This is a genomic window from Priestia sp. YIM B13491 (genome assembly GCF_042787605.1).
Lineage (GTDB): Bacteria > Bacillota > Bacilli > Bacillales > Bacillaceae_H > Priestia > Priestia megaterium_E.
Genome location: NZ_JBHZOR010000004.1, coordinates 52,365 through 75,674 on the forward strand (window position 1 = coordinate 52,365; position 23,310 = coordinate 75,674).

The 23,310-nt window shown below is 36.0% G+C and carries 17 protein-coding genes; 13 read left to right on the forward strand and 4 right to left on the reverse strand.

Annotated elements, in window-relative coordinates:
* The first annotated feature begins 331 nt into the window (after positions 1-331).
* The 6 genes from ACFX4E_RS15240 to ACFX4E_RS15265 all read left to right on the forward strand — a co-directional run bounded on the left by ACFX4E_RS15240 (position 332) and on the right by ACFX4E_RS15265 (position 7,423).
* The gene (locus ACFX4E_RS15240) at positions 332-1,546 is read left to right on the forward strand and encodes a cystathionine gamma-synthase family protein (RefSeq protein ID WP_028408869.1); all 1,215 of its coding nucleotides are present in this window, start codon (positions 332-334) and stop codon (positions 1,544-1,546) included.
* A gap of 232 nt (positions 1,547-1,778) precedes the next feature.
* Positions 1,779-2,357 (forward strand): HTH-type transcriptional regulator Hpr, encoded by a 579-nt coding sequence (locus ACFX4E_RS15245; protein WP_028408868.1) that lies wholly within the window; start codon positions 1,779-1,781, stop codon positions 2,355-2,357.
* Positions 2,358-2,513: 156 nt separating this feature from the next.
* A complete protein-coding gene (locus tag ACFX4E_RS15250; RefSeq protein WP_028408867.1) occupies positions 2,514-3,611 on the forward strand; it encodes an endospore germination permease in 1,098 nt (365 codons plus the stop codon).
* A complete protein-coding gene (locus ACFX4E_RS15255; RefSeq protein WP_098331574.1) occupies positions 3,598-5,121 on the forward strand; it encodes a spore germination protein in 1,524 nt (507 codons plus the stop codon). The genes ACFX4E_RS15250 and ACFX4E_RS15255 overlap by 14 nt, the downstream gene beginning before the upstream one ends.
* On the forward strand, positions 5,121-6,281 hold the full coding sequence (locus ACFX4E_RS15260) for a Ger(x)C family spore germination protein (protein ID WP_231504504.1): 1,161 nt from the start codon (positions 5,121-5,123) through the stop codon (positions 6,279-6,281). Before ACFX4E_RS15255 ends, ACFX4E_RS15260 begins: the two co-directional genes overlap by 1 nt.
* A gap of 107 nt (positions 6,282-6,388) precedes the next feature.
* Positions 6,389-7,423, forward strand: a complete 1,035-nt coding sequence (locus ACFX4E_RS15265) for a DUF3231 family protein (RefSeq protein ID WP_098791460.1) — start codon at positions 6,389-6,391, stop codon at positions 7,421-7,423.
* Positions 7,424-8,056: 633 nt separating this feature from the next.
* On the opposite strand, the gene ACFX4E_RS15270 is transcribed toward ACFX4E_RS15265, so the two are convergent.
* A complete protein-coding gene (locus ACFX4E_RS15270) occupies positions 8,057-9,196 on the reverse strand; it encodes a hypothetical protein (RefSeq protein WP_263034286.1) in 1,140 nt (379 codons plus the stop codon).
* An 898-nt stretch (positions 9,197-10,094) separates the two neighbouring features.
* Positions 10,095-11,525 (reverse strand): hypothetical protein, encoded by a 1,431-nt coding sequence (locus ACFX4E_RS15275; protein WP_014460532.1) that lies wholly within the window; start codon positions 11,523-11,525, stop codon positions 10,095-10,097.
* Between the two features lie 376 nt (positions 11,526-11,901).
* Between ACFX4E_RS15275 and ACFX4E_RS15280 the strand changes: the two genes are divergently transcribed.
* On the forward strand, positions 11,902-12,252 hold the full coding sequence (locus ACFX4E_RS15280; protein ID WP_013056601.1) for a VOC family protein: 351 nt from the start codon (positions 11,902-11,904) through the stop codon (positions 12,250-12,252).
* Between the two features lie 340 nt (positions 12,253-12,592).
* Here ACFX4E_RS15280 and ACFX4E_RS15285 read toward each other — a convergent pair whose 3' ends face one another.
* Complete coding sequence (locus ACFX4E_RS15285; RefSeq protein WP_016763781.1) at positions 12,593-13,684, reverse strand: AI-2E family transporter; 1,092 nt, start codon at positions 13,682-13,684, stop codon at positions 12,593-12,595.
* A 109-nt stretch (positions 13,685-13,793) separates the two neighbouring features.
* On the reverse strand, positions 13,794-13,988 hold the full coding sequence (locus ACFX4E_RS15290) for a twin-arginine translocase TatA/TatE family subunit (RefSeq protein ID WP_033578725.1): 195 nt from the start codon (positions 13,986-13,988) through the stop codon (positions 13,794-13,796).
* 519 nt (positions 13,989-14,507) lie between these two features.
* On the opposite strand from ACFX4E_RS15290, the gene uxaC reads away from it, so the two are divergent.
* The 6 genes from uxaC to ACFX4E_RS15320 all read left to right on the forward strand — a co-directional run bounded on the left by uxaC (position 14,508) and on the right by ACFX4E_RS15320 (position 22,999).
* On the forward strand, positions 14,508-15,929 hold the full coding sequence (uxaC, locus tag ACFX4E_RS15295; RefSeq protein ID WP_098967154.1) for a glucuronate isomerase: 1,422 nt from the start codon (positions 14,508-14,510) through the stop codon (positions 15,927-15,929).
* A gap of 47 nt (positions 15,930-15,976) precedes the next feature.
* Positions 15,977-17,359, forward strand: a complete 1,383-nt coding sequence (locus ACFX4E_RS15300; protein WP_034275963.1) for a glycoside-pentoside-hexuronide (GPH):cation symporter — start codon at positions 15,977-15,979, stop codon at positions 17,357-17,359.
* Positions 17,360-17,461: 102 nt separating this feature from the next.
* The gene (locus tag ACFX4E_RS15305; protein WP_028408860.1) at positions 17,462-18,475 is read left to right on the forward strand and encodes a LacI family DNA-binding transcriptional regulator; all 1,014 of its coding nucleotides are present in this window, start codon (positions 17,462-17,464) and stop codon (positions 18,473-18,475) included.
* Positions 18,476-18,592: 117 nt separating this feature from the next.
* Positions 18,593-20,056, forward strand: coding sequence for a tagaturonate reductase (locus ACFX4E_RS15310; protein WP_263034285.1), 1,464 nt, complete (start codon positions 18,593-18,595; stop codon positions 20,054-20,056).
* A gap of 12 nt (positions 20,057-20,068) precedes the next feature.
* The gene (locus ACFX4E_RS15315) at positions 20,069-21,559 is read left to right on the forward strand and encodes a UxaA family hydrolase (RefSeq protein WP_377238035.1); all 1,491 of its coding nucleotides are present in this window, start codon (positions 20,069-20,071) and stop codon (positions 21,557-21,559) included.
* Between the two features lie 42 nt (positions 21,560-21,601).
* Positions 21,602-22,999, forward strand: a complete 1,398-nt coding sequence (locus ACFX4E_RS15320) for a glycoside hydrolase family 28 protein (protein ID WP_377258698.1) — start codon at positions 21,602-21,604, stop codon at positions 22,997-22,999.
* Positions 23,000-23,310 lie beyond the last annotated feature (311 nt).

Consider the following 23,310-nt stretch of genomic DNA (forward strand, 5'->3'; position numbering starts at 1 on the left):
ATTGATCAAGATTTTTGATTAGTGGTTCGTTTTGTTTAAGTTCTTCTAGCCGTTTATTGGAGGGCAAGACGAAGACTCCTGCGGGAACAGCGGCCGCCTGCGGAAAGCGAACTCTTGCACGGAAATTAACTGCCGTGTCACAAGCGGTTCAGCTCTATCCTATTTGTTCGTCTTTAGATTCGATTCATTTTGTTATGTCTCAACCTCTTTAAATTGAATAAGGTAAGTATGGTTATTTTATTATCAGATTATTCTGTACTATATACAGTATATTGTATACAATATATAATCTAATCATTATCTAATTAATAAAATCAGAGGTGATGAGTGAATGACAGACAAACAGTTTAGAAATGTACAAGACGGAACAAAAGCGGTATGGGCAGGAGAAAAAGAATCGCTTGCTTACAATGCCACTCAAGTTCCTGTCGTCTTCAGCGTAGCTTACAATTATGATGATGTAGACGAATGGCAAGAAGTTGCGTTAGGAAACAAACCAGGCTATACGTATAATCGCATGAGTAATCCTACGGTTAAAGCTTTTGAAGAAAAAGTTAGGATACTTGAAGAAGCAGAAGAAGCGGTCGCATTTTCCTCTGGCATGGCGGCTATTAGCAGCACATTATACACGTTTTTAAAACCGGGAGACCGCGTCGTATCGGTAAAAGATACATATGGAGGAACAAATAAAATCTTCACCGAGTTCCTTCCTAACATCGGAGTTGATGTAACCTTATGCAATACGGGAAATCATGAAGAAATTGAAGCGGAAGTAAATAAAGGATGTAAAGTGCTATATTTAGAGTCACCTACAAATCCTACGATGAAAATTATTGATATTGAAAGAATAGCAAAAGCAGGAAAAGCAGTAGGGGCAGTCGTCATTATTGATAATACGTTTGCGACACCTATTAATCAAAACCCTCTTCAATTAGGGGTAGATCTTGTCATTCACAGCGCAACAAAATTTTTAAGCGGACATGCGGATGCCTTAGGAGGGGCAGTATGCGGCTCTAAAGAATTAATGCAGCAAGTGTATCACTACCGTGAGATCAATGGCGCGACCATGGATCCCATGTCAGCGTATCTTATTTTAAGAGGAATGAAAACGTTAAAATTACGTATACGTCAACAAGAGCGAAGCGCTTTGGAAATTGCTAAATTTCTTCAAAAGAAAGAAGCGGTTGAAGCCGTCTATTATCCTGGATTGGAAACACACCCTCATCATCATATTGCCAAAAAACAAATGAAAGGCTTTGGCGGAATATTAAGCTTTGTTTTAAAAGGAGAAATGGAAGCTATTAAAATTTTGCTGCCAAAGTTAACGTATGCAAATAAAGCCGGCAATTTAGGAGCGGTTGAAACAATTTACGGCCCGGCAAGAACGACTAGTCACGTAGAATGTACGCTTGAAGAACGTAAAGCTCTTGGAATATCCGAAGGACTGGTTCGCATATCTGTAGGAATTGAAGATACGGAAGATTTAATTGCAGACTTAGAACAAGCATTTGCTCACTTAGAATCCGCATCATCTATTAGTAATTAAAAAGACGCTTATTACTTTTTTTAATAAAAATAAAGTAAGTACTTCTTTTTAGTTGGTAGACACTTCTTCAGAATTGTAGAAATTTTGTGGAATAAAGCTGGTAAATTAAACTGTACGTGTATTTTTTCGTCTGATTTTGTAGGTATACTGATAAATTAGATGAAATAAAAATGTTTTTACGCGTTTTAAAAATAAACTAACTTACAACAGCCTACAAATAAGGAATGATAGTATGTCGAAACAAGAACAAGAAAGTGAATACACAATAAAAGATGCATCATTGTTTGGATTCAAATTAATGCAGGTAAGTAAAGCCATCTGGAGAGCTGCAGAAGATGACTGGGAGCAATGGGTGAAACCTTATGGTCTGAATGTAAATGAGCATCATATTTTATGTTTAGCTAGTAACACAGGAGAAATCTCTATGTCAGAGTTAGCTAATTTAGGAGCTATGCATATCTCTACAGCGTTTAATTTTTCGAAAAAATTAGAAAATCAAGGATATCTGCATTTGTCCAAAAGAGAAAATGATAAAAGAAACACCTACATCAAATTGACTGAAAGCGGAGAACAATTATTACTTGATACGCTCAAAGGGTATGAACCACATAACAGTAAGATATGTAAAGGCGCACTTCCTTTAAAAACGTTATACGGCAAATTCCCCGCTTTTCCAGAGCTAGTAACCGTTGTTCGCCATGTTTGCGGCGGCGAGCTTGTGACCGTTGCTGATCAACCTTTTGTGAATATAAAAGAAGCGGGAAGAGAAGAAAATGAAGATAAGAAAGAAGTCCAGCTAACTAGTAATTGAATGCAGTGAATAACAGACGGAGCTGTTTTATACGTGAGAAATACGACGTATAAAACAGCTCTTTTTTATTTTTGGAATAATGATTCTCCATTATATTATGAGAAATTTAGGATAAGCTACCAGTAGTAAATTTTCTGAAGAGAAGGAGTGATTACCATGAATAAGTCAGACTCAATTTCTGTTTTTCAATTGATCCTTCTTTCAATGACGTTTATTGGCTTAAAAACTCATGTGATGCTCATATCTCCATTAATTAAAACGGCAGGACGAGATGCTTGGATTACCGTTCTTCTTACTTGTCTTTTAACGCTCATATGGGTTCCTTTACTCGTATATGTAAATAAAAAAACAAAAGGCGAACATCTTTTTCAATGGATGAAAAAACATATGAATAAGTCATTTACCAATGTCGTTATTTTTCTTACAATCGCTTATTTGACCATTATGGAGGTCGTCACTTTACGAGAGACAATTACGTGGATTAATATTATTTTTCTTCAGCGAACACCTTTAATTATCCTCGTTTTACTATTTGGTTTTACCTGTTGCTTACTTGCCGCTACGAGTATTAGAACGATTAGCATTGTAAACGTATTTCTTTTATTTTTTATTGTAATATTAGGTTTCTTTGTTTCTTTTACAAACTTTCAATTTAAAGATTATTCTTTATTGCAGCCAGTTTTAGAAAATGGCTATTTTCCTGTTATTAAAAGTATTGTATTTCAAGGATCGGGGATGGTAGAGCTGCTGCTGCTGCTCTTTTTACAGCACAAAGTACCGCAGCCTATACGCTATAAGCATTTAGCAGTGGCTGCAATTCTCTTAACAGGCCTTACGATTGGGCCTCTCATTGGAGCAATTACTGAATTTGGCCCTGTAGAAGCCTCTAAGCAACGTTTCCCTCCCTATGAAGAATGGGGAATTGCATCGCTTGGAAAGTTTATAGAACATATCGACTTTCTATCTATTTATCAGTGGTTGTCGGGTACCTTTATCCGCATTTCGACCTTTCTTTTTATTATGAAAGAATTAGTTCCGTTTCAAAAAGGCCAAAAAAGGTTTCTTTTACTCGTTTTAGTGGTTATCACTGTATGTACGCTGGCTCCTATAACGGACTTTGCTTTTTCAAATCTTTTATTTTTTACAATCATACCGGCTACTTTCTGGTTATTTGTTGCTTTCTCTCTTTTCTTAGTAGTCATAGTCTTTCTATTTTCTCATAAAACAAGGAGGGGTAAGAGTGGAATTTTTTAAGAAGAAAGAAGGCGACAGCTCTAAAAAACAAGAGACGGAAAATCTTTTAAAAGGAAGTTCTTCTCGTGCTCAGATAATCAATGAATGTACATTAAGAGATTTATTTGGAAAATGCAGCGATATTAACTTTGAGACCGTTTATTTTTATAACAAACGAGTGCTTATGATTTATTGTACCGGTCTAGTTAGTACGGAAATGCTCTATGAAATGATTCCTAAAAAATTAGAGGAATGCTGCGCTAAGTTAGAGGGTGAAGTAGAAGGAGACAAGATCATAAAATTATTAAATCTTCCCTCAGTTTCTATCGTTCAAGATGAAGAACAGGCAGTTTCAGAAATTTTTTCCGGGAAATTATTTATTGATTTTGGATCACCACAATCTGTTGTGTCTATCGATATTTCGGACCGTCCTCAAAGAAGCCCAGAAGAAACGAAAAATGAAGTAACCATATTGGGTCCTAGAGATAATTTTATTGAAGACTTACCTGTCAATATTGCTTTAATTCGCAAGCGTCTTAAATCAGTTTCCTTGTTAACAAACTCTTTAGAGATTGGAAAACGAACAAAAACAAAAGTAAGCATTTTATACATGGAAGATGTAGCTGACAAGAAGATACTTGACGAAATTATGGAAAAGTTAGGGGATATCGACATCGACGGTATTTTCAGCGGAACACAGCTAGAAGAGCTCATTAATAAAAATCCGTATAGCTTTTTTCCTCGCCACGCTTATACAGGGAGACCTGATTTTGCGGTTCAATCTCTGTTAAATGGCCGGTTTATTATATTAATTGATGGAACTTCATATGCGTATGTTACACCTATTAACCTTTTTTACTTGTTAAAGGGATCTGAGGATAAAGAGAATACATATTTATACAGCTCCTTTGAGCGTATTCTTCGAATCTTCGGGCTTTCTATCGCTGCTTTTTTACCGGGTTTCTGGGTTGCAATGACGGCTTTTCATCAAAATCAGCTTCCGCTCAGCCTGTTAGCTACGATTGTGGAAGCAAGAAGAGGTGTCCCGTTTCCTACCTCTCTTGAGGCAATATTGATGCTTCTTTTATTTGAATTGTTTCGAGAGGCAGGGTTTAGACTGCCGACTTCTGTCGGGCAGACGCTCAGTGTAATCGGAGGGCTTATTATCGGTGATGCAGCCATTAGAGCCGGTTTAACCAGTCCCGCCATGCTTGTTGTTATTGCAGGTTCTACAATTGCTACGTTTACGCTAGCGAATCAGTCTCTTATAGGAACAATTTCACTAATCCGCTTTTTTTGTATTATCTGTGTCAGCATCCTAGGTTTTTTTGGATTTTTTATATCCATCTTTTTAGTCATGATCTATATTACAAACATTCGAACGTTTGGTGTGCCATATTTCGAGTTAGCAACCCGGTTAGACGCAAAAAATATTTTAAAATCTCTCTTCCGCCTTCCCGAAAGTAAAAAAGCAACAAGAGCTAGTATGCTTAACCCAAGCGATTCCACCCGCGAAAAAGGAGAAAGTTAGTGAAAAGGAACATAAGGAATTTACTTATACTTGTTATGAGCTCTTTTTTATTGTTTCTTTCGGGGTGCTGGGATACGAATGAACCGGAACAAATGGTATATGCACAAGGAATGGGGGTAGATTTTAAAGATAACCGTTACGTTCTTTACCTGCAGACCATCAACTTAAGTTTATTAGCAAAATCCGAGGCAAGCGGTGCTGGCGCGGGTCAAGTCAAAGTAGAAGTTGGCTATGCAACAGGGAAAACCATCGATGAAGCTATTTTTAGATATTATCAAATTTCTCAGCGCAGAATCTTTTTTGGGCACTTAGCTTTCCTTGTTTTAACGGACGATGCGTTAAAGCATGGCGCTATCAAATCGGCAGTAGATTTTTTAGATCGTTATCGGGAAACGAGATACAACATCTGGATGTATGCTACGAAAAGTCCTTTGAAAAAAACGTTGTTAGCTACGCCTATGTTCGAAGTATCGAACGCTCTTTCTCGCTTGAGCGATCCTAAAGTGATTTTTAAGCAAAACTCGTTTATTCCACCCATCGATTTAAGAGAGCTCATTATCCATCTTAATGAACCGAGTCACGAAGTAAATATTCCTCTCGTTCAGACTAAAGAACATTTAACAACGGATCAAAAAAGAGAAACAGCTATTCAAGTAAACGGAGCAGTGGCTATTACATCGTCTGAATTAAAAGGAGTTTTTTCTGAGAATAAAATCAAAGGGCTTAGATGGATAACGGATGAATTTGTACGAGCTGGTTTACGGGTAAGGCTGCCTGATCATTCCGATATTGATCTTGTGGTAGATAAGAAAAAAGTAAAAATTGAACCTGTTATAAAAGGCAGTAATTTAACATTTAATATAAAAGTTCGTGCAAAAGCAACGATTTTAGTTATGCCGCAGCACGAAAAACTATCGACTATAAAAAAAGAAGCTGAACAGAAAATTAAGAAACAAATCATTGAAACGTATGCGCAAGGTTTAAGTATAAACAGTGATGTTTACAGGCTTTCTCATGTTCTTTATAAAAAAGAACTGCGTAAATGGAAAGCTGTTCAAAACAACGGGGCAATTCCTTTAACAAAAGACTCAATAAACGTGAAGGTCAACATACAGGTCAAGCACGGAAACAAACAGCGAATAGGTCCGACTGTAGATTAAAATACTGAAAACCTGCACACCTCACCTAATAATGTTAAATGAACAGTGGAAGAATAGATAAAATAGAAAAGATCAACCTAAGAACAAATCGAATTAGGAGATTATAGATGGAAACAATCAAACCAATTAAAATAGGTTCAAAAAAACAAAGCGCGAAAGAGAAATTAACAGCCCCCGAAATGGGCAAACTTTGGGCAACCTATATGGGCAACAGTATGTCTTCGTATATTTTAAGTTATTTTCTTGAACACGTTGAAGATCCTGATATAAAAAAGCTGTTACAGCATGCAAAAGGTTTAACGGAAGAATTTCAAAGTAACGTAAAAGACATTTTCACAAAAGAGAATGTGCCAATTCCGTATGGATTTACGCAAGAAGATGTGAACCTAGGTGCTCCAAAGCTGTTTGAAGATGAATTTTACGTGCATTATTTAAAATATGCTGCTAAAGCGGGATTAAGCATTTACAGTATCGCACTGCCCCTAATGTATAGAGAAGATGTAAAGACATTTTTAACATATTGTATGAAAGCAACAATGGAACTGATGGAGCAAATAAAGGCAATCTTAATGGATAAAGGATTTATTATTAAGCCGCCAATTATTCCCGCACCAGAAAAAGTGAACATCGCTACTACTCATTATCTAAGCGGGTTTATAGGAGATGTTCGACCTTTGCATTCATTAGAAATTGCTCATCTATATGATAACATCGAGAATAATGTGACAAGCAAAGCCTTAATTTTGGCATTTAGTCAAGTTGTTAAAAGTGAAAAAATCCGTGCGCTATTTGTAAAAGGTGAAGATCTGACCAATAAAGCGGTAGAACGCTATATTGAAAAACTTCATCGAGATAATTTACCAGCGCCATCCTTTCTTGATCATTTAATTACTACTTCGACTTTTTCACCGTTTTCGGATAAATTGATGCTGTTTCATAAAATGGATATGTTCTCAATGAAAATGAGGGCTTTTGGAAATTCAGTAGCCGTCAATGGAAGACATGATTTGGCGCTGTTATATGGAAAATCAATGACAAATATCTCGAGGTTTGTAAAAGATGCAGCGGATATTATGATGGAAAACGGCTGGATGGAAACACCACCGGCAGCGGTAGATAGAAATCATTTAAACTCCAACTAATTAAATAACTTGCTTTAAAATATGTAAAAGTTCTTAACCTATATAGCTCTAATGAATAAAAAACACACAAAATCTGGACATCTGTTTTGTGTGTTTTTTATTTGAAGAGAGGAAAAGAAGTTAATTCTGTTTTTATATTTGCTGTTCATTAAACTAAACCAATTTATGATTACAATTTGTATAGGAGCTTAATGTCTCCATGTATAAAAAAATGTTATTTATTTGCTGCTCATTATTTTATAGAAATTACTATACATTTATAAGAGATTAAAAAGAAATTAAAGAAATTATAAACATTGCTAAAACTTATATAGATAAAAGCCTTCTGCTGACTAAGGTTATAAGGAATGAAGCCATCAAAAAAACTGTCGCTTACTACAAGAATTTCCACGAAAAAATATAGGATTTTTTTATAACAGCTATATTTTCTACGCAGTAGTTCGGAAAATAACGTTTATTTATTGTATTTTTTGTTCATTTAGTTGATTTTTTTCATGAAAACGAAAATCATTATCATTTAAAGGTATTTATTATAGCTGAGAGACATTTATGTTTTAGTAAGTGAAAGAGAAAGAAAGAATGGAAGGAAAATAGAGTAGAAATGAGTAAAAAAAGGCATAATAAAAAAGAGTATTATAGAGTGTTAATTTTTGCCTGATAATACCCGTTGGCAATTTTGCGGATATACGTAAAGAAATTTGACTCCATTTCATGCACAAGAGGGCGAAATGCATCCATACCTTCTTCTATGTAAGTTTGTTGTAGGTAACGCTGAACGGACGTTAATGATTTTTCGATTATATCTAAACCAAACTCATGTACAATGGAATGAATATCTTCCTTTTTAATTGAATAATGACCAAAAGATTTAAAGAAATTCTTAAACTGAGCAAATGCATGCTCTCCACGGATTTTTTCGATTTCTTTTTGCTTTTTACTATCATGAGCACCAGTTAAATTAAAGCTTAAAATAAAACCATCCTTGATTTTTTCAATAATTGATTTTCTTGGCTGCTTTTGTTCTAATAATGTTTTGACACAATCATCTTTTTCTAGTATATCGATACGGAAAATTGTACTCAATTTACTAGCCATTTCTTTAATAGCAGCTTTATAGCCAATGTATTTTGGAAGAATGTGTTTTACCTCAGTGTAAGATAAAAGTGCTTCTGAATCTTTCTTTACGTTTACATCAGATTCGTATACGTACAACGCACGTAAAGCCAGACGCAGCATGTTGATATTTTTAATAGCCAGCAATTGATAAATCACTTCCATCGAAACAGAAGTATAACCACCTTTTGAAGTATATGTATTGTGATCTTCATCAAGCATTTCAGGATTATATGATATGTTTTGAACATCAGCAGCTTCTTTTATATGTAAATCTAAAAAATCCTCTAAATAGTTGTTTAAAGAAACTTGAATATAGTCTCCCCATAAACGATCCCAGCGAATGATGTCATAGTCTTCTAAAAGCTTATTATTATTTTGAACGGTCCGAACGGAACATTGGATTGTATTAGCCAGTTCTTGCTCAGAAATAATTGAAATATGACCCTGGCTGTTACATTTGGCTACGTAAGCTAAAATTTGCTTCATCAGAGAACCTGTCCACTTTATATCTACAAAGTTTTTTGCAAGACCAAATGAATGTTTTTCATAGTAATAGCTATTGTCTCGTTTCGTGTTTCTATTTAAGCCGCTCATGACAATCAGCAGCTTATTTGCTATAAGGGTGTGCCGTTTTAGTGACAGCTTTTGTACACTCATGTAGTTACCTCCTTTCCAAAACTATATACGTCGTCTTTTACAGTATAGACACAGTCATATAGGCTGTAAAATGACATATTTGCACGGGAAAATGGTGCATTTTTTTAGAATACTAGTGATACCAAGGGATGAAACATCTATTTACAAGGTGACATATTTGCACGGAGATGTGGAGCAAAAATAGTTTTATATTTTATAAACGTTGATAAAACAGCATTCTTAAGCTAAATGTCGTATTGTGACGGATGAAATACACAAAATGCGACAAATTCAAAAAAATTTTGATGTAAAAATGACATATTTGCACGGAGAATAGGAGCAAAAATAATAAAAGTAAAGATTCAGGTAAGAAAGTGACACATTTGCACGGAAAATAGGGACAAAAAAAAGAAAAATACCCTTTTTGAGACACAAAAAGTTCACATTTTCAGAGGGGATAAACAAACATTTGCAGAGAAAATAGCGTTTTTTTAAGAAAATGACATGTTTGCACGGAAATCTGGAGCAAAAAACACTTTTGCACGGAGATGTGGAGCAAAAATTGGAGAAAATGAAGAGGGAAAGTCGCTGTCACAAGAAAATTTATGTAAAAGTGGCATATTTGCACGGAAGATTGGAGCCAAACTTATAGTAAATGCAGTATAGAAAGAAAAACGACACATTTGCACGGAAATCTGGAGCAAAAAACAATTATAACGATTTTTTTAGACACAAAAAGTTCACAAAGTGACGAGGAAGGTGAAGTTTAACTGCCATATTAGCAGGGGAAATAATATGTTTACATGGAGAATTGGAGCAAAAAAACACTTTTGCACGGAAATGTGGAGCAAAAAGTGCAGTAACTAATAGTAGATAGATAAAAAGAATGCCCTTATAAAGATTATAAGGGCATTCTTTTTTAGCCTATAGAACTTGTTACGTTTTGATAAATAGAAAGGGGAGCATATTCGTAATCACCGGCTAGTAAGTCTTTTACTTCACTTTCTCCCACAGGAATAAAGGTAATCTGAAACACTTGGCCTACTCTTTTATAGGATTGGACAGCTAGTTTTTGTTCGACTAGCTCATCTAAGGCCGTTTCAATTTCGACAAGGTTTTCTTTTTTTCGTCTTTTTCGAAAGCGGACTCTTGTCGAAAAATATAAATAATCTCTTGTGACATTGTATGAAGATTTTGTTTCATAGCAAATGAGACGCTCTTTTTGCATAACGAATAGCAAATGATAAGCGGCGTCTAAACTTAATTTTTCTACTTTATTTTTATAAATACGCACCGTTTGGCGTTGAATATAGTCTCTATATATCACTTCGTTGACGTGAATTTCAGCAATTCGCGTTCCGTTCGGCATCGTAGTAATATCCACAAAGTCAAAAATACCGTAGGCAATTTTCTTATTATGCTGTACTTTTGTCATGCTGTAGTGCTTCATTTTTGTAATTCTTTCTTCTATCATTTGATAGTTGCGCTTACTGTCTGTTTTATAAAGTGCTTTCACAAGGTCACCAATTTTTACGTTAATGATTTTCTGTGTAGCGAACAACTCGTCGCGCTGGCTCATGATTTCTAGAAACACTTTATAATCAAACCGATCTAAATCACTAATCTTGTTTCCATTTTCTTCAGCGTATTCTTTTTCTATTAACAATTCGTAATCTGTCCCGTCTTCAGAGTTATAAGTACTTAAGAAATATTCTTTTCCTTCTTTCTCTAATAGGGGTTGCTCGACGAGAAGCTTTGCTCTTGAGTTAGAGAAAAAAGGGTTCTCTACAGTTGAAAAAGGGCTTTCAATAATACTATGATTTCCGTTTTGGAAGCTTGGGTCCAGTATAGTCAGCCCAATAATAATAGATATATCCGTATGGATTGCTTTTTCTCGCTGGGTCTTGGTTTTTTGATGAATATAAGGATAATCCGTTAAGAAGAAGCTATCTTCTTGACTCCATTCACGTAGAATTCCAATTCGTTTATCAATGACTTCTTCCGGAGATGATACGTTTTCAAACTGTTTGCAAAAGAGTTCTTTTCCGTTCGTTTTATAATAAGCTGTTAGCGCTTTGTATTCTCCAATCAGCTCTTTATTCTTCTTAGGCTTTTTTTGCTCATAATCGCGTATAGCAGCATCTAACCATCTGCGTTTCGTACGATTGAGAAAGTCTTTTTTTAAAATCCTCAACGCCTCGTTTACATCTTTATTTTCAAAGTGCTGCTGATAAAGAGGGAGGATGGTGCTTTCTAAATCACTTTTTATACTTTCATTATAAACAGATAAGAGGCGTAATTTAGATACTCTATCAATGACTTCGCGTATGAGTAAAGATGAATAATCCATACACATCTAACCTCCTTAACCTTAAGTTAGTCATTTTAATTCTTAGTTGGATAGTGGTTTTAAATCTATTGTAATGCACGAAAGTTCGATGCTACAAACAAAAGACGGCTACTATCTATAGTCTATTTTTCATTATACACGTGCAAAGCAGGAGAAGGGGGAGATTTTCTCATTTTCTTTTTTAGTCATCTGCATTTTGTCATGAAGTATCTATATTTGTCGTGTAGCTTATGTACGGAGAATAGCCGTGTCCGCAAGACTGCTAATTCTGCTACCGAGTTTAATGGACTGATAGAAAGTATCTCAAAATAAAAGGTTATCAGCGACTAAAAGAGAATACTTTGTAAAACTACTAAATCCATACCGGAGGTCATAAATGAACCCTATATTAAATGAAGTAGGCACGGTTTTTATTCCTGTAAAGGACATAAAAAAAGCACGAGATTGGTATTGTGACATACTAGGTTTAATAGCAGATGGAGACATTTTATATGATCATTTATATGTGATACCTATGAATGGAACCGGAATTGTATTAGATAGCAAAACTTATTCAAAAAATACGCTTTTTAAAACGCCAGCATTTCATTTGAATACAAACGATATCAAAGAAGCTTATGAATATATGAAACAGAAAAAAGTAGAGCTAACGACAGGAATTCAACACAATCATTGGTTTACATTTAAAGATCCGGATGGAAATCATCTGATGGTGTGTCAGTGCTGAACTCATGGGAAGATAAAAGACATTAAGACATAACGAAATTACCTCAATCTAAAGACAAACAAATGGGATAAAGGAGTTGAACCGCTTGTGACACCGCTGTTGAGTTCCGTGCAAGAGTTCGCTTTTCGCTGGCAGGCGATGATCCTCCTCAATCCTTCCGCTTTTCACGAAGAAGTCTTCGCCTTGCTCTCCAATCAACAGCCAGAAGTAGCTGCACGAAACTTACGTTCAATATGACAACAAAAAATCCGAGCTATTAATCTAATCTGATTAATAGTTCGGATTTAACTTCAACTAAAATAACTTTATACCAGCCTCTTTATTGGGTTGCTTTTGCGTTTTATAGCTTGACAGATTTGTTTCTGAATTGAATCATTCTTACAATATTTATCACAATTGTTTTTGTTACAGCATAAGCCGGAATCGCTAAGATCATTCCGAGTATTCCTGCAATATTACCCGCAACAAGCAATAAAATAATAATCGTTAAAGGATGAGTGTTTAATTTCTTTCCAATTACCAGCGGAGAAATAATGTTCCCATCTAGCTGTTGAACGATTACGACGACAATAATTACTAATATCGCTTTTGTAGGAGAGTATAATAAGCCTACGATTAAAGCGGGTGCTACGCCAATAAAAGGGCCGACGTACGGGATAATATTAGTAAGGGCTCCTATTAGTGCGAGTATTAATGCATAAGGCAACCCGATGATGAGGTAACCAATGAATGTACTAATACCGACAAACAAACAAACGAGCATTTGGCCTTGAATATAAGTAGCTAGCGTATTTGTTGTTTCTTTCATTGTACGTAACGTTTCTTTTCGATAAGAAGCAGGAACCATACGCAGCGTATTTTTACGAAGTTTATGGCTGTCTTTGAGCATATAAAAAAGAATGAAAGGAACGGTTACAACCGTAAGTGTAATATTGGTTACGACGCTTAAAACAGATGAAATACTGTTTGTGAGATTCGTAGGTAAAGTAGACGCGTAGTTTAAAAGTGACTCTTCAATATGATCGAGCGACACATATTTTTGTTCAACCAGCCAGTTAAACCATCTTGAGTTAGATAAATCATTTATGTACTCTCTCGTTTCTACAATGTAAGACGGAATATTCTTAGCCAAATCAGTTAATTGTTTAGATAAGGTAGGTCCCACACCGCCCACAATAGAAGCAATTACGCCGATAAAAACAACGTATAATAGTAAAATGGCCAGTGTTTTTGGCACTTTTTTTCTTGTGAGAAATGACACAATTGGTTCGAATAAAAAGAAAAGAAAACCAGCTACAAGAATAGGGAAAAACAAAGTGGAGATAAACACACCGATTGGTAGAAAAACAAACGAAATATGTTTACAAATGTAAATCAGTAAAGCAATCATTAATAGTTCTAATGTCCAAAAATGCAGTTTCGATTTAAACAAAAAGTTACCCTCTTTCTTTACTATTTTTTACTATCATACATCAAAAAAGAAACCCACTGCACGTTAAAAGTGGGCTTTTTAGTCTGTATAACTTTCATTTAAATAAAAATTAGGCTTTTTCCTCTTTATCTTCAGTAGTATCCTCTGGAGTTTTTTTGTCGTCATCCTGTATAATTCCTTCTGCTGCATTTTTAAATTCTCGCAGGGAATGTCCAAATGCTCGTCCTATGTCCGGCAATTTACTTGGTCCAAATACAATTAAGGCAGTAATCCCGATTACGACCATGCTTGTGGCTCCTGGCATGATATCCTCTCCTTTAAAAGCAATGAATATATGAAAATTAAAAAGAGATAGTAAATAAAGTGCATGTTTATACTATTCACTTTTCTCTTTAAAATTCCTTTATTTTAAATGATACGAAAACAAGGTGGAGCGGCTATGTATGATTTAAATGCTTGTAGTGATACTTTTTTCTTTCGCATCCGACGCTAATTATAGCATTAAAGATAGCTATTCGTCTTAGTAACCTTATAAGCTCTATGTAAAAAAATTTGCTTTAATTCTTATGGAATCATGTCAGAAATCGTGTTTTTAAAATTAAAGAATCAGTATATGAAAACAAGGAAAGAAAAAAAACGAAAAAATATAAAGATAAATTGTTGTAAAATTTAGAAATAAGTAATAGAATTAAATAAAATGTTAACGTTAACATTTTTGGTACTGAAGATTATATCTTATTAATATAGCTATCTATAAATAAGAGTATTCATCAATTTATATAATTTTGTTAACGTTAACAAAAAAGTGAAGGAGTGAAGGGGAATGAAAAAGTTTATGGATGACAATTTTTTATTAACAAATGAAACAGCAGCACACTTGTATAATACTTACGCAAAAGATATGCCGATTATTGATTATCACTGCCACTTAAACCCACAGGAAATTTATGAGAATAAACAGTTTAAAACGTTAACTAACGTTTGGCTAGATGGAGATCACTATAAATGGAGACTGATGAGAGCCAACGGAATTGAAGAAGAACAGATAACAGGATCAGCAAGTGACTATGAGAAATTTCTCGCGTGGGCTAAAACAGTTCCGATGACAATTGGGAATCCGCTATATCATTGGACGCATCTAGAGTTAAAGCGTTTCTTTGATATTGATGAAATATTAAATGAACATACGGCACCGTTTATTTGGGAAAAAGCAAACGAGAAATTACGCAGCGGTAAGTTTGGTGCAAGAGATCTTATTACACGTTCTAACGTAAAAGTTATTTGTACAACGGATGACCCAACAGATTCATTAGAGTATCATATGAAACTAAGAGATTTGCAAGAGTTTGAGACCCAAGTACTTCCAAGCTTTCGTCCGGATAAAGGGCTTGAAATCAATCAAGAAGGGTTTAAGAACTGGATTGCAAAGCTGCAAGATTGTTCACATCATTTCATTCACACCTATGATGATTTGTTAAAAGCTCTTGAAAGTCGAGCTCGTTTTTTCCATTCTATGGGAGGGCGTTTATCTGATCACGCACTAAACAAAATGGTATATACGAAGACTTCGAAAGAAGAAGTTTCGGAGATTTTCTTAAAAGCCTTAAAAGGTGAAGGCGTAAGTACTGAAGAAGAAAGTAAATACAAATCATATACGTTAATCTTTTTAGGGAATCTTTATAATGAGCTAGGTTGGGCAATGCAATTTCACCTTCATGCTCTTAGAAACAATAACACAAAAATGTTTCACCAGTTAGGGCCGGATACAGGGTATGACTCGATGTATGATGGACAAGTGGCAGAGCCTCTCGTACAGCTTTTAGATCAAATGGACGTACAAAATAGTTTGCCAAAGACGATTTTATATTCGTTAAATCCAAAAGATAATTATGTATTAGCAAGTATAATTGGAAGCTTTCAAGGAGACGGCATCCCTGGCAAACTGCAGCTTGGCACGGCTTGGTGGTTTAATGATCAAAGAGAAGGTATGTTAGAACAAATGAAAGCGTTATCAAACGTTGGATTGTTTAGTCGGTTTATCGGTATGTTGACAGATTCCCGAAGTTTTCTTTCATATACAAGACATGAATATTTCAGAAGATTAGTATGCAGCTTAATCGGTACGTGGGTAGAAGAAGGGGAAGTGCCTAATGACCAGCAGCTGCTTGAGCAAATTGTAAAAGGAATATGTTATGAAAATGCTAAAGACTACTTTAGCTTTCCAGCCTATATTCTGCAAAAATAAACACGCAAAATAGTTTAAAGAATTGCAAGGGGAGAAGGGGGATTACCATGAGTGTTGTGGCAACTGAAAGAAAGGTTGAAATAAAAGTAGAAGAGAAAAATCTTAGTGTAAAAGAAAAAATATCTTATGGTATGGGTGATTTTGGTAACGGTTTCATGTTTGATTTGGGGCAGTTGTATTTGTTGAAGTTCTTTACAGATGTGGCAGGCATCCCTGCCGCGGCTGCGGGAGGAATTTTTCTAGTAAGTAAATTATTTGCAGCAGTTTGCGACCCCATTGTTGGTTCGTCCATTGATTACCGACAAAACATAGGAGCTAAAGGGAAATTCCGACCGTATTTACTATTCGGAAGTATGGTGTTGGCCATTTTAACCGTACTCACGTTTATTTCTCCAAACCTTTCACCGGCGGGTAAATTAATTTATGCGTACGCTTCTTATATGATTTGGGGAATTGGCTATTCATTTGTCAATATTCCGTACGGATCGCTAGGCGCATCCATGACTCAAAATACTTCCGATCGTACGTCTCTTGCTGCTTTTCGTCAAACAGGATCATTAGGTGCACTGTTTGTAACCAGCATTGCTGTTGTACCGCTCATTCTGTTATTTCCAAATGAAAAAATCGGTTATCCCGTTGTCATGGGAATTATGTCGGTCATTGGCATCATCGCTTTTTATGTATGCTATCGCAATTGCAAAGAACGCATTGTCGTAAAAGAGAGTCCAAAAGAAAAACTATCAGTCAAGTCTATTTTTAAAACGTTTGTAAGTAACAAACCTCTTTTAATTTTAGTGTTTATGACGGTATTTACCATTTCAGCTTACAATATTAAATCGGCTATGCTTATTTACTTCGCACAGTATAATTTAGGAAATGTTAAATTGATGGCTTACATGAACTTTATTATTATTGGTTCATCCTTTCTAGGAGTCATTATGCTGCCAAAGCTTGTTAGCCGATTTGGAAAAAAGCAAGCTGCAATGATTGGCTTAGGAATCAGTATTGCAGCGGACACAGTAAATTTCTTTATGCCTTCTAACGTCGTAATTTTTACGATTTTAGCAAGTATTGCTTTTATAGGTATCAGCATTCCTAACGGGATTACATGGGCATTTGTATCAGATATTATTGATTATGGTGAATGGAAAACAGGCGAAAGAAAAGAAGGCACAACGTATTCATTGTTCAACTTTTCTCGAAAGCTTGCTCAGTCGCTATCCGGCTTCTTATCAGGTATTGGTTTAGGGTTAGTTGGGTATATCCCAAATGTGGCACAAAAGGCAGGTACATTAGTGGGAATTAAAAGTTTGCTGTTACTATATCCTGCTATTGCTTTATCCATTGCTGCAGTGATTATTGGTTTTATGTATAAGCTAACGGATAAGAAACACGCGGAGATTGTCCAAGATATTCATGCTAGGTCTTAGTCAAAACTGTCATAACATTCACCATTTGCTTATTATTCCTACTAACTTGTGATATCCTTATAATAAAAATCGATACTGATTCATTAAAGGAAGGTAAATGAAATGGGTGTTACAATTAAGGATATTGCAAAACTAGCAAACGTATCACATACAACGGTTTCGCGTGCATTAAACAATAGTCCGCTTATTAAAGAAAAAACAAAAAAGAAAATTTTAGAGATTGCAAATACGCTTAACTATATTCCTGATTATCATGCGAAAAATTTAGTGCTTCAAAAATCTCATACAATTGGATTGTTTTTTACGAGCATGGCAAACGGTACGTCGCCAAGTTTTTTAGTGGATAGTATTAGAGGGGTAAGTAAAGTAATTGATGTTCAGTATAATTTATTTGTAAGAGGCATTGACGATTATGATGATTATACGTACATCAACAATAAACGCTTTGATGCGATTATTTTAATGAGTCAAAGCGACCGTGATAACACTTTTATATATAACGTAGTAGAAAAAGGCATCCCGTTGATTGTGCTCAACCGCCAAGTTGACGATTCATCGATTATTAATATTTTGTCAAATGACAAAGAAGGAGCCTACAAAGCCGGCGAATATTTGATTGAATTAGGTCACAGACATATTGCAATCATAGAAGGAATAGAAGGTTTTAAATCAACTCAGCAGCGTAAGGAAGGATTTCTTAACTCGTTAATTGATCACAATGTTTCCATTCGCCAAGAGTATATGATTCAAGGAAATTACGATATGCAAAGCGGATATGAAGGAATGAAAGCACTGTTAAGGTTAAAGCAGCCGCCTACTGCTGTTTTTTGTTCAAATGATGATATGGCAATCGGTGCTATGAACGCCGCATTCGAGTCTGGGCTAAACGTACCCAATGATATCTCAATTATTGGATTTGATGATATTGAATTAGCCAAATACACCACTCCTTCACTCACAACCGTTAAAAGACCAATCGAGAAAATCAGTATGACCGGAGCAGAAGCAGTTTTATCATTAATGGACAAAGATGACAAAAAGATGCTGCAAAATAAAGTTTTAATTAATACCGAATTAATGGTTCGCCAGTCTGTAAAGTCACGCTCATCTATGTAGCCGGTTATTTAGTATAACCGGCCCAAAAATGTTAACGTTAACATTTTTAAGTAATAAAACAATATAAAAAGCTATAAAAATAACAATGTTAATGTGTGCAAAGAAGGAGATGCTAACATGAAGTTAAACCGTCAGATGCAAGCTAACACACGTATATACCCAGAAAAAGTACTGCAGTTTGGAGAAGGCGTATTTCTAAGAGGGTTTGCTGATTGGCAAATTCATCAAATGAACAAACACACTGCATTTAAAGGCAGTATAGTAGCTGTCAATCCGAGAATTACGGGAAATGCAGGTAAATTGAATGAGCAAGACGGTTTGTTTACGGTTTCTCTTCAAGGAATTCAAGACGGTAAAGCAGTCAAAGAACATGAAGTAATTGAATCTATTAGCCGAGGTCTAAATCCATATGAAGATTATGAGGCGTATATGCAATTAGCGGAGAAAGAAGAGCTAAGATTTCTTATTTCTAATACAACAGAAGCAGGCATCGCATTTTTAGAAGAAGACCGCTTGGAACATGCACCGCAAAAGAGTTTTCCAGGGAAAGTCACAGCATTTCTATATAAGCGGTTTAAAGCTTTTCAAGGAGACCCCACAAAGGGACTTATTATCCTTCCTTGTGAATTAGTGGAGCGAAACGGGGACTTGTTAAAGAAAATGGTATTGCGCTATGCCGACAAATGGAACTTAGAAAAGAAATTTACCGAGTGGATACACGAAGCAAACGCTTTTTGCTGCACGCTTGTTGATCGAATTGTGCCAGGGTATCCAAACGATAAAAATACACTGGCTGAAGTGAGTTATGAAGATGATTTTTTTGTTATCGCAGAGCCATTTTACTTATGGGTTATTGAAGGACCAGAGTGGGTGAAAGCGGAGTTTCCTGCGGAAGAAGCTGGTTTACATGTAAAATTTGTGAACGACATTGCACCGTATGCGCTGCAGAAAGTCAGAATTTTAAACGGTATTCATACTGCTATGATGCCTGTTGCGTATTTAGCGGAACTAAATACGGTCAGAGAAGCAGTCGAAGATGAAGTAATCGGAACGTTTATTCGAAAATGTTTATATGAAGAAATTATTCCTTGCTTACCTGTTTCGGAAGAAGAGTCTTTGCCATTTGCTAAATCTGCATTAGAACGCTTTCAAAATCCGTTTATCCACCACGCATTAATGAGCATCTCTTTGAACAGCATGACAAAGTTTAAAACGCGAAACATCCCAACTCTTAAAGAGTATGTCCAAAAGCAAGGAACGCTGCCTGTCTTGCTTACATTTTCTCTCAGTGCCCTCATTTCTTTTTATAAAGGAAAAAGAGAAGGAGAAAAAATTGAACTATCAGATGACCCTGCAGTTCTAGAAATGTATGAATCTCTTTGGAATACGTTTGACGGTACTGAAAAAAGCATTTCTTACATTGTAAAAGAAGTGCTGGGATATAAAGAGCATTGGGGAGAGAATTTAAATACGATTCCTAGCTTAACAGAAGCCGTAACAAATGGAGTCTTAGCCATTGAAACTCTCGGAATGAAACAGGCAATAAAAGAAATTCTCTATGTAACCGCAACTAAACAGTAAGAGGTGAAGCATATGAAAGAAGTAATTCGTATTCATGAGGAAGATAATGTAGCAGTAGCTTTACGAGATTTTTTAGCACAAGAGAACCTTATGGTTGATGGAAAAGAAATTTCTCTAAAAGAAGAAGTGAAACGGGGCCACAAAATAGCTCTTACGCCAATTTCAGCGGGCGGCAACATTATAAAATATGGTTTTCCAATCGGGCATGCGATGTACTCTATTTCACCTGGTGAATGGGTGCATACGCATAACACAAAAACAAATTTAAATAATGTTAACGAATATGAATTTCATCAAAAGTTAGCAGCTCCTAAAGAAAAAAAACAATCGCTAACGTTTAAAGGATATCGCCGCAAAAACGGAGATGTCGGAATTAGAAATGAGCTTTGGATTGTTCCAACGGTAGGGTGCGTCAACGGTATAGCCGAACAAATGATTAAACAGTTTCAAAAAGAAATAGGGGAGATATCGCCTTTTGAGCATGTAACCGTTCTAAAACACAATTACGGATGTTCTCAGCTCGGTGACGATCACCGTAATACAAGAACTATGCTTACGAGAATGGTACAGCATCCAAACGCTGGAGGCGTATTAGTATTAGGGCTTGGATGTGAGAATAATAGCTTAACAGAATTTAAACAAGCATTAGGTACAATTGATGAAAGCAGAGTGAAGTTTTTACAATCTCAAGACGTTGAGGATGAAGTTGAGGCAGGAGTCACTTTGTTAAAAGAAATTTATGCTGCTGCTAAAGATGATAAAAGAGAAGACGTTGATATTTCCAGGCTGAAAGTAGGTCTTAAATGCGGTGGGTCAGATGGATTATCTGGTATTACAGCAAATCCGCTGCTCGGCAAATTCTCCGACTGGCTCATTGCTCAAGGAGGCACAACAGTTTTAACAGAAGTACCTGAAATGTTTGGTGCAGAAACCCTGCTAATGGAAAGAGCTGTTGATGAACAAACATTTAATAAAATTGTTCATCTGGTTAATGACTTTAAAACGTATTTTCTCAATCATAAACAGCCGGTGTATGAAAATCCTTCTCCCGGCAATAAAGCAGGCGGCATTACAACGTTAGAAGATAAATCACTTGGCTGTACTCAAAAAGCAGGCACGGCCCCAGTCGTAGACGTGTTAAATTACGGAGATCGCTTACAAACTAACGGTTTAAATTTACTAAGTGCTCCTGGAAATGATCTAGTTGCCTCAACTGCTTTAGCGGCTTCAGGGTGTCATATTGTCCTGTTTACAACGGGACGAGGAACGCCGTTTGGAACGTTTGTACCTACTATGAAAATTTCCACAAACACCGCTCTTTATAACAAAAAGCCGCACTGGATTGATTTTAATGGAGGAGTGCTGGTTGAAGGCGAAACGGAAGAAGCTACGTTAGAAAGCTTTATTGAGTGCATGATTGGAGTTTCTAGCGGAGAGCTTGTAAATAACGAAAAAAATGATTTTAGAGAAATGGCCATTTTTAAAACAGGCGTTACTTTATAAATAAGTCGGTTACTAGATTGTTAAACGAAAGGAGAAAAGCTAGTGAAAAAATATGTGCTTTCTTTGTTTGTGATAACTCTTATGCTTGCTTTACCGTTTTCTGCCCAAGGGGAAGCTCTTTCAGCAAGTGAAAAAATAACAGCAGTTAAAGAACAAATTCAGCCTCCTTCATTTCCAAACCGTACGTTTAATGTTAAGCGGTACGGAGCAGTAGGAAATGGAAAGTCTGATTCAACGGCTGCTTTTAAAAAAGCAATCGAAGCGGCTAACAAAGCAGGAGGAGGGCGCGTTGTTGTCCCACCAGGAACTTATGTTACCGGTGCGATTTATTTAAAAAGCAATGTAAATCTTCATATAATGAAAAAAGCTACGATTAAGTTTAGTCAAAATCCTGAAAAATACTTACCTGCTGTTTTAACAAGATGGGAAGGCGTGGAGCTATATAATTATTCACCGCTTATCTATGCGTATAACGGAAAAAATATCGCGATTACAGGAGAAGGTACGTTAGATGGACAGGGGGATAACGAACATTGGTGGCCTTGGAAAGGAAAAAAGGAGTTTGGATGGAAAGAAGGCGAGCCGAATCAACAGCAAGATCGCGATTTGCTGTTTAAAATGGCAGAAGAGAACGTTCCTGTTAAAGAGCGCGTATTTGGTAAAGGGCACTATTTGAGAGCTAGTTTTATTCAGCCTTATCACAGTAAAAATGTTATGATAAAAGGTGTAACCATTTTAAATTCGCCAATGTGGCAAATTAATCCCGTCTTAAGCGAGAACATTTTAATTGATGATGTAAAAATTATAGGTCACGGTCCTAATAATGATGGAGTAGACCCTGAATCAAGTAAAAATGTGCTTATTAAAGATTCTTATTTTGACAATGGAGATGATTGTATTGCGATTAAGTCGGGGCGTAATGCAGATGGAAGAAGAATCAACGTACCAAGTGAAAACATTATTATTGAAGGAAACGAAATGAAAGATGGCCACGGGGGCGTTGTAATCGGCAGTGAAATATCAGGAAGTGTCCGGAACGTATTTGCTCAGCACAATGTTATGGACAGTCCCAATCTAGACCGGGCGCTGCGCATTAAAACAAATTCAGTTCGCGGCGGAACGATTGAAGATATTGACTTTAGCAACAATACGGTCAAAAGCGTAGGCAGTGAAGTGATTCAAATAGACATGTACTATGAAGAAGGAGACACAGGGAATTTTACCCCCGTCGTTCGTAATATCAACATAGAAAACTTGCAAAGCAACGGAGGCAAATACGGCTTGTGGATTCGAGCCTATGAACGTTCTCCCGTCACAAACCTAACGATTCGTCATTCTAATTTCCAGCATGTTGCAACACCATTATTGATGGAAAATGTAAAGGATCCTGTGTTTGAAGAGCTTTGTATAAATGGAAGCTGCATGAACACAAACCGGTAAAAGGTGTGTTTATAATCACCTGCAAGTAAAAGGCGGAACAAAAGTATCTTAGCCCAAGAAGTATCCGCACAATTAATCGAGAGTATTGATTAATTGTGCGGTCTTTTTTTGTTGTGATGATGAACGTGGGTTTAATGTGTTAATAATGGTAAAAACCTGCTCTGTAATTTTTACTATTTTATAGATAAGTCAAATGACTCTTACTAATTGATAGATAACATGTATGAAAGAAATTACTTTTGACGATTGTTTTATAAGCAATTTATTACCTAAATGTGGATATGGGAAGTGTGAGGGAAGATATATAAAAG

Bases quoted from the DNA above. Each gene is read 5' to 3' on its own strand.
- ACFX4E_RS15240 (WP_028408869.1), top strand. From the start codon at position 332: ATGACAGACAAACAGTTTAGAAATGTACAAGACGGAACAAAAGCGGTA.
- ACFX4E_RS15245 (WP_028408868.1), top strand. From the start codon at position 1,779: ATGTCGAAACAAGAACAAGAAAGTGAATACACAATAAAAGATGCATCA.
- ACFX4E_RS15250 (WP_028408867.1), top strand. From the start codon at position 2,514: ATGAATAAGTCAGACTCAATTTCTGTTTTTCAATTGATCCTTCTTTCA.
- ACFX4E_RS15265 (WP_098791460.1), top strand. From the start codon at position 6,389: ATGGAAACAATCAAACCAATTAAAATAGGTTCAAAAAAACAAAGCGCG.
- ACFX4E_RS15270 (WP_263034286.1), bottom strand. From the start codon at position 9,196: ATGAGTGTACAAAAGCTGTCACTAAAACGGCACACCCTTATAGCAAAT.
- ACFX4E_RS15275 (WP_014460532.1), bottom strand. From the start codon at position 11,525: ATGGATTATTCATCTTTACTCATACGCGAAGTCATTGATAGAGTATCT.
- ACFX4E_RS15280 (WP_013056601.1), top strand. From the start codon at position 11,902: ATGAACCCTATATTAAATGAAGTAGGCACGGTTTTTATTCCTGTAAAG.
- ACFX4E_RS15290 (WP_033578725.1), bottom strand. From the start codon at position 13,988: ATGCCAGGAGCCACAAGCATGGTCGTAATCGGGATTACTGCCTTAATT.
- uxaC (WP_098967154.1), top strand. From the start codon at position 14,508: ATGAAAAAGTTTATGGATGACAATTTTTTATTAACAAATGAAACAGCA.
- ACFX4E_RS15300 (WP_034275963.1), top strand. From the start codon at position 15,977: ATGAGTGTTGTGGCAACTGAAAGAAAGGTTGAAATAAAAGTAGAAGAG.
- ACFX4E_RS15305 (WP_028408860.1), top strand. From the start codon at position 17,462: ATGGGTGTTACAATTAAGGATATTGCAAAACTAGCAAACGTATCACAT.
- ACFX4E_RS15310 (WP_263034285.1), top strand. From the start codon at position 18,593: ATGAAGTTAAACCGTCAGATGCAAGCTAACACACGTATATACCCAGAA.
- ACFX4E_RS15315 (WP_377238035.1), top strand. From the start codon at position 20,069: ATGAAAGAAGTAATTCGTATTCATGAGGAAGATAATGTAGCAGTAGCT.